A 12,566-nucleotide genomic window follows, 5' to 3' on the forward strand; every position below is an offset into this window, starting at 1 on the left:
GATCTGCTGTCGCAGACCGGCCCCGACGCATACGAGGACGAGCACTTCGCCGCCCGCTTCGCCTTCTTCGGGCAGCGGAGGCGGGCACCGCCGTGTCCGTCCGCCGCCCGCGACGGCGACGCGGTGGATCCGCGACAGGCCATCGACCGCACCCACCCCGCCGGGGGACCATCGCCCCATGCTTCCCACCACCACGGGCGCGGACCCCGCCGAACCCCGGGCGGCCCTGCGCAGTCTGCTCGACCTGCTGGACCGGGGCGCGCCCGCCGAGGAGTTCGCGCGCCCCGCCGCCCGCGCCCGCGAGGCCGGTGCCACCGCCCAGGACCTCGCCGCCCTCGACGACGCCACCGACGTGGCGCTGCGCGTCCACCGCACCCTGGGCACGCACCGCCGCCGCGAGGCCGAACTCACCGCACTGTTCGACACCGCGAGCGACCTCGCGGCGCTGCGCGACGCGGACGCGGTGCTGCGCGCCATCGTGCGCCGCGCCAAACTCCTCCTCGGCACGGACGTCACCTACCTCTCCCTCAACGACGAGGCGGCGGGCGACACCTACATGCGAGTGACCGACGGCAGTGTCGCCGCCGCCTTCCAGCAGCTGCGGCTCGGCATGGGCGAGGGGCTCGGCGGGCTCGTCGCCCAGACAGCCCGCCCCTACGTCACCGGCGACTACCAGCAGGACCCCCGCTTCCACCACACCGACGCCATCGACAGCGCCGTCCTCCAGGAAGGGCTGCGGGCCATCCTCGGGGTGCCGCTGCGCCTCGGCTCGCGCGTCATCGGCGTGCTGTACGCGGCCGACCGCGCGGCCCGCGACTTCGCGACCGAGGAGATCGTGCTGCTCTCCTCCCTCGCCGACCACGCCGCCATCGCCATCGACGGGGCCCGCCTCCTGGAGGAGACCCGCGCCGCGCTCGTCGACCTGGGCGCCGCCACCGAGACCATCCGCGCGCACAGTCGGGCCATGCGCCGCGCCGAGCAGGCCCACGACCAGCTCACCGATCTCGTCCTGCGGGGCGGCGGCGCGGGCGACGTGGCCGACGGCATCGCCACCCTCCTCGACGGCGGGGCCCTCATCCACGACGCGGACGGTGTCGAACTGGCCCGCACCGGCACCGGACCGCTGCCACCGCCCGCGCCCGCCGTCGCCGCCTCGCGCGCCAGCGGCCGCGCCGTCCCGCAGGACGGCACTTGGGTGTGCGCGGTCCTCGCGGGGCCCGAACTGCTCGGCAGCATCGCCCTGACCGGCCGGGCCGAACTCGCCGACGCCGACCGGCGGTTGTTCGAGCGGGCGGGCGTCGTCACCGCGCTGCTCCTGCTCCTTCGCCGGTCGGTCGCCGAGACCGAGGACCGGGTACGCGGCGAGCTCCTCGGCGACCTGCTCGGAGCCAACGGCGACCCGGCAGGACTGGTGAGCCGCGCCCGCCGCCTCGGCGTCCGCCTCGACCGGCCGCACGCGGTGTTCGTCGCCCACGGCGAGAGCGCGCCCCGGCCGCGGCTGCTCGCCGCGGCGCACCGTGCCGCCCGCGCCCACAGCGGCCTTGCCGGACTCCACCACGACGACGTGGTGATCGTGACCCCCGCCATCACGCCAGGCACCGACGCCCAGGCACTCGCCGCCGCGCTGGGACAGGCCGTGGGCGCCCCGGTCACCGTGGGCGCGGCGGGCCCTGCGGCCGGTCCCACCGGACTGCCCGGCGCGCACGCCGAGGCCCTGCGCTGCCTCTCCGCGCTGCGAGCCCTTGGCCACACCGGCCACGGCGCGACCCTCGCGGACCTCGGCTTCGTCGGGCTGCTCATCGGCGAACAGGCCGATCTGGGCGGCTACATCAGGGCCACCCTCGGCCCCGTCCTGGACTACGACACCGACCGCGGTACTGAGTTGGTGCGCACCCTGGAGGCGTACTTCGGCCAGGACCGCAGCCTCACCAGGGCCAAGACGCTGCTGCATGTGCACGTGAACACCGTGGTGCAGCGGCTGGAACGCGTGGCGCGGCTCCTCGGCGACGACTGGAACACGCCTGCCCGCAGCCTGGAGATCCAACTCGCCCTGCGCCTCCACCGGTTGACGCCACTGGCCTGAGCCCCACCCCTCGGCGAGTCGACACATCCGCGGCTGTTGGATCCGGCACCCGGGCGACCTACCCTGGAACCGCCTGAAAGGGAGTCGCATGAGCGGACGCACTGAGCGCACCGGGACGAATGCACGACCTGTACGGCTCGGCAAAGGGGAGCGGATCGCCGACTGGGCGGACGGGCGGCTCGGCACCAACTCCCTGGCCAAGAGCCAGATGCGCAAGATCTTTCCCGACCACTGGTCGTTCATGTTCGGGGAGATCTGCCTCTACAGCTTCATCATCCTCATCCTGACCGGGACCTACCTCACCCTGTTCTTCGACCCGAGCATGGCCGAAGTCGCGTACGACGGACGGTACGTGCCGCTCAAGGGCGTCCTGGTCTCCCGGGCGTACGAATCCACCGTGGACATCAGCATGGAGGTGCGCGGCGGCCTGCTCATCCGGCAGATCCACCACTGGGCCGCGCTCGTCTTCGTCGCCGGGATGCTCGTGCACATGATGCGGGTGTTCTTCACCGGGGCGTTCCGCAAGCCGCGCGAGCTCAACTGGCTGTTCGGCTGGACCCTGTTGTTCCTCGCCATCCTCACCGGCCTCACCGGCTACTCGCTCCCCGACGACATGCTCTCCGGCACCGGCATCCGCTTCGCGCAGGGCGCCATCCTGGCCACCCCCGTCGTGGGGACGTACCTCTCCTTCTTCCTGTTCGGCGGGGAATTCCCGGGGGAGGACATCATCCCGCGGCTCTACCCGATCCATGTGCTGCTGCTCCCCGGCATCATGCTGGGGCTCGTGGTCGCCCATCTGATCCTGGTCTTCTACCACAAGCACACCCAGTTCGCGGGGCCCGGCAGAACCGAGAAGAACGTGGTCGGGGCGCCGCTCCTGCCCGTCTACATCGCCAAGGCCGGTGGCTTCTTCTTCCTCGTCTTCGGCGTGCTCGCGATCATGGGCGCGGTCGCCTCCATCAACCCGGTCTTCGCGATCGGCCCCTACCGGCCCGACATGGTCTCCACGGGCGCTCAACCCGACTGGTACCTGGGCTTCTCCGAGGGGCTGATCCGGGTGATGCCCAGCTGGGAGATCAACGCCTGGGGGCACACGCTCGAACTGGGCGTCTTCATCCCCTTCTCGCTCTTCCCGCTGATCCTGCTGGCCATCGGCGTCTATCCGTTCATCGAATCCTGGGTCAAGGGGGACAAGAGGGAGCACCACATCGCGGACCGGCCGCGCAACGCACCCGTGCGCACCGGGCTCGGCGTCGCCTGGCTCGCCCTGTTCGGCGTGCTGATGGTCGGCGGCGGCAACGACCTGTGGGCCACCCACTTCCACCTCTCCATCAACGCGATCACGTGGTTCGTGCGGATCAGCTTCTTCGTGATGCCGGTCCTCGCCTTCTTCGTCACCCACCGGATCTGCCTCGGTCTGCAGCGCAGGGACCAGGAGAAGGTGCTGCACGGACGGGAGACGGGCACCGTCAAACGCCTTCCGCACGGCGAGTACGTGGAGATCCACGAACGCCTTCCGCAGTCCGAGCTGTACCGCCTGACCGCGCACGAACAGCCCCGGCCCTACGAGGTCGGCCCCCTCGTCGACGCCAACGGCGTGACCCGCAAGGTCCCCGCGTCCCAACGTCTGCGCGCCCGCCTCGCCCGCGCCATGTACGGCCCCAAGGCGCAGGTGCCCAAGCCGACGAAGGAGGAGTACCTGGCGGTCCAGCGAGGTGAGGGCGACCACCACTGACCGTGCGGCTCGGTTAGCCTCGCAGCGTGATGGCATCCGAGAAGACCCCGAAACTGCTGGCGATCAGCGACCTGCACGTGGCGTACGCGGAGAACAGGAAGTACACCGAGACCATCCGGCCCCAGTCGGACGGGGACTGGCTGATAGTCGCCGGCGACGTCGCCGAGCGCATGGCCGACATCGAGTGGACGCTGCGCACGCTCGCCGGGCGCTTCGCCAAGGTGGTGTGGTCGCCGGGCAACCACGAGCTGTGGACGCCCAAGGACGACCCGGTCCAGCTGCGCGGTGAGGAGCGGTACCGGCACATCGTCGAACTCTGCCGCGAGTTGGGCGTGGCGACGCCCGAGGACCCCTACCCCGTGTGGCGCGGCGCGGGCGGCCCGGTCACGGTCGCCCCGCTCTTCCTCCTCTACGACTACACCTTCCGCCCCGAGGGCACGCACACGAAGGAGCAGGCCCTTGAGGTCGCCCACGAGGCGGGCGTGGTCTGCACGGACGAGTACTTCCTGCACCCCGACCCGTACGCGACCCGCGACGACTGGTCCCGCGCCCGGGTCAAGTACACCGAGGAGCGGCTCGCCGAGCGGCCCGCGGGGCTGCCGACCGTCCTGATCAACCACTGGCCGCTGCTGCGCGAACCCACCCGCATCCTGCGCTACCCCGAGTTCGCCCTGTGGTGCGGCACCGAGCGCTCCGCCGACTGGCACGTGAAGTACGAGGCGGCCGCCGTCGTCTACGGCCACCTGCACATCCCACGCACCACCGTGCACGACGGAGTGCCCCACATCGAGGCGTCCGTCGGCTATCCGCGCGAGTGGCGCAGGGACTTCCACCCCGATCCCCATCTGCGGCAGGTCCTGCCGGTGCCCGAGGAGGGCTGACCCGGGCCGGTCAGGGCCGCGCGGGAAGCGGCCTGCGGGCGAGGAGTTCGGCCAGACCTTGGCGGGTCGCGGCAAGGACGACGCGGTCCTCGGGGCGCAGTTCGTACTCCGGGTCGAGCTCCCACTGCAGGCCGGAGGGGAGATCGGGGCCTTGGTCGGACGAGCGCTCCAGCGCGACGACGCGCCACGCCCCCGGTCGGAAGACGTCGGCGATCCTGCGGCCCGTCAGCTGTGGCTGCAACGAGACGTCCAGCGCGGCGAAGAGCAGCACGGAACGCTCCACGGGAAGCGCGCCCAGGATCTGCCGGCCCATCATCGCCCCGGCGAACGCGGGCGCGGCCAGCGCGGAGACGCTGCGGCTGCGGGTGAGGGCGTTCGGGTGGGCGGCGCGCAGGGTGCGGTAGACGGCGGTCGCGAACTCGTCGTCGTAGAGCCGCAGCGCCACCCGCAGATCGGGCTTCACCGACCGTGCGTACAGGGCCGCTTCGAGATTTATGGTGTCCGCGCTGGTCAGCGCGAGCAGCGCGTGCGCGCGGTGCACCTTGGCCGCCTCCAGGACGCCCTCCTCCGTCACGTCACCGATCACGGTGGGTACGCGCAGCCGCCGCGCCAGGGAGATGCCGCGCGCCTCGGGGTCGGCCTCCACGCACACCACGGGGATGTCCAGCTCGCGCAGCCGGGCGAGCACGCGGGTGCCGATCTTGCCGAGGCCGAGCAGGACGACGTGGCCCGAGAGGCCGCGGGGCGGCCGGCGCAGGGAGGAGGCGGTGCGGAAGGTGCCGAGGGCCTCAAGGACGGCGGCGAAGAGGATCGGCAGGAGCAGCAGCCCGACAAGACCGGCGAGGAGCTGGAGGACCTGGCGGCTCATCGGCCCGTCCGTGGCCGGGTCGTTGATGGAGAACAGGTCGAGGAGCGTCAGATAGGTGGCGTGCAGCGGGGTGGTGTCCTCGGTCGTGACGATCGACGCGATGGCCATGCCGACGACGGCCGCCGCGAACCCGGCCACCGACCAGCGCAGCCGCCGCGAGAACAGCTGGCGCAGCGGCACGCCCCGCCCCGCGAGGAACCCGGGCGGCGGGATGCTCCCCGAGTACGAGACGGCCTCCAGGACGAGTGCGCCACGGCCCGGGGCGGCGGCCACGGCCTCGTCGTCGGGCAGCAGCCGGGGCCCCGCGCCGACGTCCGCGTCGTCGGAACCCTCCGCTCCCGCCGGGTCGTTGGCGGTGGACGAGAGCAGCGCGAGGGTGGCGAGGCCACGCGGCGCCACCTCACCCGGCGCCGGGGGCGTGCGCTCCACCGCGCGCAGGAGCAGCCCATAGGCGTGTACGACCTTGCTGGTCCCGGCGACCGCGGTGGCCGCGAGCGCCGGGGCGGCGGTGTCCGCGTCGGACAGCACGGTGACGGTGGCATCGGTGGTGGCGAGGCCCGCCACGGCGGCGGCCTGGTCGAGCAACTGCTCCAGGTGCTGGCCCAGCTTGCGGTTGTAGAGCCGGATCACGAGCCGCAGCCGGGGATTGAGCCGTCGCGCGGCAAGCGCGGTGCGGATGTTGGTCTCGTCGTCGTCGTGCATGAGGGCGAGGGCGGCGGCCTGCGGGACGCCCGCGTCGGCGAGGACGTCATCGCTGAGCTCGGCGGCCTCCAGGGTCCGCGGCAGGTCGGCCGCGCCGCCGCCCTCACCCTGCCCGGACCCGCTTCCGTTGCCGTTCGCGGACCCGCTCCCGTTGCCGGTGGTGCGTGACACCGCGGCCGTGATACGTCCGATCAGTGCGGTCGTCCGGGCTCTCCCCGTCAGCCGGCTCGGCTCACCGCCCCCGGGCGGCAGGACGAGGACGACCTGTTCGCCGTAGACACCGCGGAGTTCGGCGGCGAGCCGGTGGGCCAGGACGTTGTCACCGCCGCACACGACCATGTGGCCGGATGCGGGCAGCGGCGGGCGCTGTGGGGGGAGCGAAGATGCGTGCGACACAGAAGGAAGAGTGCCTCATGGGGCCGGACGGTTCCCCGAGTCGAGCCGCACGGCGAGTTCGGCGCACGGCCGCGCCCACTGCTTCGGGGAGCCCATGTCGACAGGGCATGATGCCTCTGACTGAGCCATCAGTCAGAATCGCAATGCCTGTCCAGTGCCCATGTAGTCGCTGGTATAGGTGGCGGTAAAGAGGGAGATGTGCTCGTCTCTGCGTTGCGTTTGTCGCAACGCGCGGGTAGGGTCGACGACCATGCAGTACGACCCCGAGGTAGCGGACCGCGTCCGCAAGGTGATCGCCGACGCCGGTGTGACCCAGCGCGAGTTCGCGCGCCGCATCGTCATGGACCCCTCCAAGCTCTCCCGCTCGCTGGGCGGCACCCGGCGCTTCACGGCGGCGGAGCTCGCCCGCATCGCGGACACGGGCGGGGTCGACGCGGGCTGGCTGCTCGGCGCCGCCGCCCGCGCCCAGGAACCGGCCGCGCGGCGCGAGCGCGCCGTGACCCCCGAGGGCGGCCGTCCCCTGCAGATCGTCCGCGAGACCGTGCGCCTCATCGCGGAGCGCGGCTTCCACGCCGTCCGCGTCCAGGACATCGCCGCGGCCTGCAGCACGAGCACCGCCGCCATCCACTACCACTTCCCGGGCCGCGACGACCTGCTCGAAGCCGCCGTGCGCTGGTGCATGGACGAGGACACGGCGCGCCGTGCGGCCCGGATCGCGGACGCCGCCGACACCGCCGACGAACTGCGGCAGCTCATCGAACTGCAGATCCCCCGCACCCCGCAGCAGCGCTGGCAGTGGAGCGTCTGGCTCGACCTGTGGGCGGAGGCCGCCCGCTCCACCGCCGTGGGAAGGCTGCACGCCGACTACTACCGGCAGTGGCGCACCACCGTCGCCGACGTCATCCGCCGCGGCATCGACGGGGGCGTCTTCCGCCCCGCGGAGCCCGAGTCCGCCGCGCTGCGCCTGACCGCGCTCATCGACGGGCTCGCCACCCAGGTGCTCGCCTCGGCCCCCGACGGCCCCGGCACAAGCCCCGACGACATGCACGAGGCCCTCACCGCTTACGTGGACGCGACGCTGACCGCACTGACTTCTCGTACGAACCTTTCGTAGGAACCTCGCGTACGAACCTCTCGTAGGAACTCCTCGTACGAAAGCAGCCCGCGCACCCAACACAACATCCCACCCCCGAGGGAGAGTTCCGCATGCCCGTGAACGACAACGTCATCATTACCTGCGCCCTGACCGGCGCGGGCGACACCGTGCGCAAGAGCCCGCACGTGCCCGTGACGCCCGAGCAGATAGCCGCCTCGGCGGTCGAGGCCGCCGAGGCGGGCGCCGCCGTCGTGCACATCCACGTCCGCGACCCCGAGACCGGCGACCCCTCCCGCGACCCGCGGCTCTACCGCGAGGTCGTCGAACGCATCAAGGAGACCGGCACCGACGTCGTCATCAACCTGACGGCGGGCATGGGCGGCGACCTCGTCATCGACCCGGACGAGCCGCTCAAGCACCTCCCCGGCACCGACCTCGTCAGCGGCCTCGACCGGCTCCCGCACGTCGAGGACCTGCTCCCCGACATCTGCACCCTGGACTGCGGCTCCCTCAACTTCGGCGACGGCAGCAACCTCTACATCTCCACCCCCGACATGCTCCGGCAGGGCGCGAAGCGCATCCAGGAGCTCGGTGTCCGCCCCGAGCTGGAGATCTTCGACACCGGCCAGCTCTGGTTCGCCAAGCAGCTCCTCGCCGAGGGGCTGCTCGACGACCCGACCGTCTTCCAGCTCTGCATGGGCGTGCCGTGGGGCGCCCCCGCCGACCCGGGCGTCCTGCAGTCCATGGTCAACATGCTTCCCGAGGGCGCCCAGTGGGCCAGCTTCGCGCTCGGCCGCATGCAGATGCCGTGGGTCGCGCAGTCCATCCTGCTCGGCGGCCAGGTCCGCGTCGGCCTCGAGGACAACCTCTACCTCGGCAAGGGCAACAAGGCGACGAACGGGCAGCTCGTCGAGCGTGCCGTCCAGATCACCGAGAACCTCGGCTCGCGCGTCGCCACGCCGGACGAGGCCCGCCAGAAGCTGGGCCTGAAGCCCCGGCCCTGAAGCCCCACGACTGCCCGCCCCACGACTGCCCGCCCTACAACTGCCCCCCCATGCCTGCCCCCCCACAGAGGACATCACCATGAGCAACACCACCCCTGAGGACGTCCGCCGCGTCGCCTGCATAGGCGCCGGTGTCATCGGCGGCGGCTGGGTCGCCCACTTCCTGGCGCGCGGCTACGACGTCACCGCGTGGGACCCGGCACCCGGCGCCGAGCAGAAGCTGCGGCGGCTCGTCGACGCCGCCTGGCCCGCCCTCACCCAGCTCGGCCTCGCCGACGGCGCGTCGCAGGACCGTCTCACCGTCACCGCGACCCTCGAAGAGGCCGTCGCCGACGCGCAGTTCGTGCAGGAGAGCGCCCCCGAGAAGCTGGAACTCAAGCGCGACCTGCTCGCGAAGCTGGACGCCGCCGCGCCCGCCGGTGTCGTCATCGCCTCCTCCACCTCCGGCTACCCGATGACCGACATGCAGACCGAGGCCGCCACCCCGGGCCGCCTCGTCGTCGGGCACCCCTTCAACCCGCCGTACCTGATCCCCCTCGTCGAGGTCGTCGGCGGCGAACTGACCGCCGCCGACGCGGTGACCTGGGCGTCCCGCTTCTACGAGGTCGCGGGCAAGTCCGTGATCACGATGAAGAGCGAAGTCCCCGGCTTCATCGCCAACCGCCTGCAGGAGGCCCTGTGGCGCGAGGCCCTGCACATGGTCGCCAACGGCGAGGCCACGGTCCAGGAGATCGACGACTCCATCACCGAGGGCCCCGGACTGCGCTGGGCGTTCATGGGCCCCATGCTCACCTTCGCGCTCGCGGGCGGCGAGGGCGGCATGGCCCACATGCTCGACCACTTCGGCCCGTCCCTGAAGTCGCCGTGGACGCGCCTCGAAGCGCCCGAACTCGACAAGAAGCTGTACGACGCCGTCGTCGCTGGGTGCGACGAGGAGGCGGACGGCCGCACCATCGCGGACCTCGTCGCCGAGCGCGACCAGGGCGTCATCGACGTCCTGCGCGCCACGGGCCGCCTGAACGGAGGCACGAAGTGAGCGAGCCCCTGCCCGTGTCCCTGCCCCTGCTGCACCGGACCGTCAGGCCCGAGTGGATCGACTACAACGGCCATATGAGCGAGGCCTTCTACGTCCTCGTCTTCGGCTACGCCACTGACGCCATGATGATCGAGACGGGCCTGCACGCCGGATACCGCGAGTCCACCGGCTGCTCCCTCTATACGGTCGAGGCGCATGTGCGGTACCTGAACGACGTCTCCGAAGGCGCCCGACTCGCCATCCGCACCCGCATGCTGGGCGCCGACGCCAAGAAGGCGCGCTTCACGCACGAGATGTACGTGGTCGAGTCCGAGGGCGACGAGTCGGCGCCGGACGCCGCCCCCGTGGCGACCACGGAGATCCTCGCCCTCCACGTCGACCAGAACGCGGGCCGCACGACCCCGTTCCCGGACGAGATCCGCGACCGCCTGACGGACTTGGTGGAGACGCCCCCGGAGTGGGCGGGGCGCTCGATCTCGGCGGTTGTGAAGGCTCCCTGGCGAGCCTCACCGCTCTAGTGGCCGATGCGCCGTCTCCGGCAGCCGCAGGTAGACGAGCGAGGACACGACACAGAGCACGGCCACGTACACGGGAAAGAGCCCAGGAGACCCGATCTCCTTGAACAGCGTTCCCATGTACGGGGCCGTGCCGCCGAACAGCGCCACGGTCAACGAGTACGGAAACCCGATCCCGGCCGCCCGGACCCTTGCCGGGAACACCTCCGCGTTCACCGCCGCCGAGATCGACGTGAACCCGGTGAGCAGCACCATCCCCGCACCCTGCACGAGCAGCAGCGAAGTGAACGACCCGGTGAGGGACTTGAGCAGCGGCACGCTCAGGACGGCGAAGCCGATGCCGAAGAAGAGCAGCAGCGGCCTGCGTCCCACGCGGTCCGAGAGCAGGCCGCCGACCGGCTGGAGCAGCGCGAAGAAGGCCAGCGAGAGGGTGCCCGCGAGGAGCGCCTGGCTCTTGCTGATGTCCGTGTTCAGCTCGGCGTACGTCGGCAGGTACGACGTCCAGGTGTAGTAGGCGAGGGTGCCGCCTGCCGTGATGCCGCAGATCAGCAGGGACTGGCGCGGGTGGTGGCGCAGCGCGTCGAACAGGCCGGGACGGTCGTCGTCGGTGGCGGGCGCCCGGTGGGTCTCGTGCGCGCCCTGCCTGATCCAGAACCCCACGAGGCTGAGCGCCGCACCGGCCAGGAAGGGCAGCCGCCAGCCCCAGCCGTCCATCTGCCCGTCGGAGAGCGTGGCGACGAGGAGCGCCGCGATGCCGGACGCCGCGAGCTGGCCCGCGCTCGTGGAGACGTACTGGAAACTGGAGAAGAGGCCGCGCCGCCCGGGACCCGCCGACTCGACGAGGAACGTCGTCGACGCGGCGAACTCACCGCCCACCGACAGACCCTGGAGCAGCCGGGCGAGCACCAGGAAGACCGGGGCGAACACGCCCGCGGCCGCGTATGTGGGGGTCAGTCCGACCAGCAGGCTGCTGCCGCCCATGAGCAGGATGGTGACGGTCAGCGCGGCGCGCCTGCCGCGCCGGTCGGCGACCGCGCCCATGAGCAGGCCGCCGACGGGACGCATGAAGAAGCCCACCGCGAAGACGGCGAAGGTGGCGAGCAGCGGGACGAGGGAGTTGCCGGAACTCTTGGGGAAGACCTGGCCTGCGATGTACGTGGCAAGGAAGGTGTACGCGTACCAGTCGTACCACTCCACGGCGTTGCCGACCGAAGCGGCGAGCAGTTGTCGTATCGGGCGCCGCTCAGGAGCGGGGACGGTGGCCATCACCTGCTGGTCGTGCTGTGTCATGATCACGACCTTCCCCTGTGCCGCGGCGCCCCACACGTCCTGTCCGGCAGGCGGACGGGGCGAGCGCTCAGCCGGTCGTCGGCGTGTACGCGTGCACCGCCGTCGTCAGCAGGCACGGCGCGGGCGGCACCACCTCGACGCGCAGGGTGCGGCGCGCGGAGTCGTAGTCGATGCCCTCCGTCTCGAACGTGCCGGAGCAGATGCTGCGCTGCGGCGCCGCGAAGAGGCTCGTGACGTGGCCGGTGACCGGCTTGCCGTCGAGCGGGCGCTCCAGATCGACCTGGAGGACCGGGCGGTCCTCGGGCCACAGCTCCTTGGAGGCGTCGTTCGAGGCGCACACCAGACGGGAGCCGGAGACGAAGTCGCAGCCCTGGACGTCGCGGACCGGCTTGTCGAGCGAGATCTGCCCGGCCTGGGGGAGCGCGCCACCGGTGGGCGGGGTCGAGGAGTTGAGGAGCGGGGCGGGGAAGACCTGGAGCCGGTTCTGGTCGCCCCATTCGCCGGACACCAGCCACTGGTTGTCGGGCGAGACGGCCGCGAACGAGTTGTTGAGCTTCTCGCCCGCGTCGAGCTTGTGCTCGTAGAGATAGCGCTGCCCGGCCGGCGTCGTGACCGCGTACATCTTCGACTGCGCGGTGTCGCCGCCCTGGTAGGCGTCGAAGGTGTGGCCGTTCGCCACGTCCGGGTCACCTATGTGTCCCCAGCCCTTGATGCGCAGGTCGAGGGGGATCGAACCCAGGCCCCGGTAGACGAGGCTGCCGTCCGCGCGGCTCGCAAGACCCTGGCTTCCCGTGAGCGAGTTGACGTGCGAGGTGCCGGACTCCTGCCAGCCGCCCGGCGCGGCGGGCGCGGCCGAGGCGCCGCCGCCCGTCATCACCGCCAGAGTGACGGCGCCGAACAGGGCGGTTGATGCCTTCCAGACGGTCATCTGGCGCTACCTCCGTGGGGGTCGGAACGCTG

11 protein-coding genes are annotated in these 12,566 nt (G+C 71.8%); 7 read left to right on the plus strand and 4 right to left on the minus strand.

The features are described from left to right. Positions 1-180 (minus strand): hypothetical protein (locus tag ABZ953_RS24560; protein WP_361727383.1); only part of this gene is annotated, 180 nt, incomplete at its 3' end. On the opposite strand from ABZ953_RS24560, the gene ABZ953_RS24565 reads away from it, so the two are divergent. From ABZ953_RS24565 to ABZ953_RS24575, 3 genes are all read left to right on the plus strand, one after another. Further along, positions 179-2,083, plus strand: coding sequence for a GAF domain-containing protein (locus tag ABZ953_RS24565; RefSeq protein WP_361727385.1), 1,905 nt, complete (start codon positions 179-181; stop codon positions 2,081-2,083). The two genes, ABZ953_RS24560 and ABZ953_RS24565, sit on opposite strands and share 2 nt — an antisense overlap. 88 nt (positions 2,084-2,171) lie before the next feature. Further along, the gene (locus ABZ953_RS24570; RefSeq protein ID WP_361727387.1) at positions 2,172-3,818 is read left to right on the plus strand and encodes a cytochrome bc complex cytochrome b subunit; all 1,647 of its coding nucleotides are present in this window, start codon (positions 2,172-2,174) and stop codon (positions 3,816-3,818) included. 29 nt (positions 3,819-3,847) lie between these two features. After that, positions 3,848-4,699 (plus strand): metallophosphoesterase, encoded by an 852-nt coding sequence (locus tag ABZ953_RS24575; RefSeq protein ID WP_361727733.1) that lies wholly within the window; start codon positions 3,848-3,850, stop codon positions 4,697-4,699. A gap of 10 nt (positions 4,700-4,709) precedes the next feature. On the opposite strand, the gene ABZ953_RS24580 is transcribed toward ABZ953_RS24575, so the two are convergent. Beyond that, positions 4,710-6,608, minus strand: a complete 1,899-nt coding sequence (locus tag ABZ953_RS24580) for an NAD-binding protein (protein WP_361727734.1) — start codon at positions 6,606-6,608, stop codon at positions 4,710-4,712. Between the two features lie 307 nt (positions 6,609-6,915). Between ABZ953_RS24580 and ABZ953_RS24585 the strand changes: the two genes are divergently transcribed. The 4 genes from ABZ953_RS24585 to ABZ953_RS24600 all read left to right on the plus strand — a co-directional run bounded on the left by ABZ953_RS24585 (position 6,916) and on the right by ABZ953_RS24600 (position 10,319). After that, positions 6,916-7,779 carry a TetR/AcrR family transcriptional regulator gene (locus ABZ953_RS24585; RefSeq protein ID WP_361727389.1) on the plus strand — a complete coding sequence of 288 codons (864 nt, stop codon included), beginning with the start codon at positions 6,916-6,918 and terminating at the stop codon, positions 7,777-7,779. Positions 7,780-7,871: 92 nt separating this feature from the next. Beyond that, positions 7,872-8,765 (plus strand): 3-keto-5-aminohexanoate cleavage protein, encoded by an 894-nt coding sequence (locus tag ABZ953_RS24590; protein WP_361727391.1) that lies wholly within the window; start codon positions 7,872-7,874, stop codon positions 8,763-8,765. Between the two features lie 79 nt (positions 8,766-8,844). Next, the gene (locus ABZ953_RS24595) at positions 8,845-9,801 is read left to right on the plus strand and encodes a 3-hydroxyacyl-CoA dehydrogenase NAD-binding domain-containing protein (RefSeq protein WP_361727393.1); all 957 of its coding nucleotides are present in this window, start codon (positions 8,845-8,847) and stop codon (positions 9,799-9,801) included. Then, positions 9,798-10,319: a thioesterase family protein gene (locus ABZ953_RS24600; RefSeq protein ID WP_361727395.1), complete on the plus strand. Its 522-nt coding sequence runs from the start codon at positions 9,798-9,800 to the stop codon at positions 10,317-10,319. The genes ABZ953_RS24595 and ABZ953_RS24600 overlap by 4 nt, the downstream gene beginning before the upstream one ends. Here ABZ953_RS24600 and ABZ953_RS24605 read toward each other — a convergent pair. Together ABZ953_RS24605 and ABZ953_RS24610 are read right to left on the minus strand one after the other, a co-directional pair. Then, a complete protein-coding gene (locus tag ABZ953_RS24605; RefSeq protein ID WP_361727397.1) occupies positions 10,308-11,606 on the minus strand; it encodes an MFS transporter in 1,299 nt (432 codons plus the stop codon). The two genes, ABZ953_RS24600 and ABZ953_RS24605, sit on opposite strands and share 12 nt — an antisense overlap. Positions 11,607-11,673: 67 nt before the next feature. Next, complete coding sequence (locus tag ABZ953_RS24610; protein ID WP_361727736.1) at positions 11,674-12,480, minus strand: hypothetical protein; 807 nt, start codon at positions 12,478-12,480, stop codon at positions 11,674-11,676. Positions 12,481-12,566: the final 86 nt, after the last annotated feature.

Origin of the sequence: Streptomyces sp. NPDC046465 (genome assembly GCF_040646035.1) — a bacterium.
In the GTDB taxonomy this organism is placed as follows: domain Bacteria; phylum Actinomycetota; class Actinomycetes; order Streptomycetales; family Streptomycetaceae; genus Streptomyces.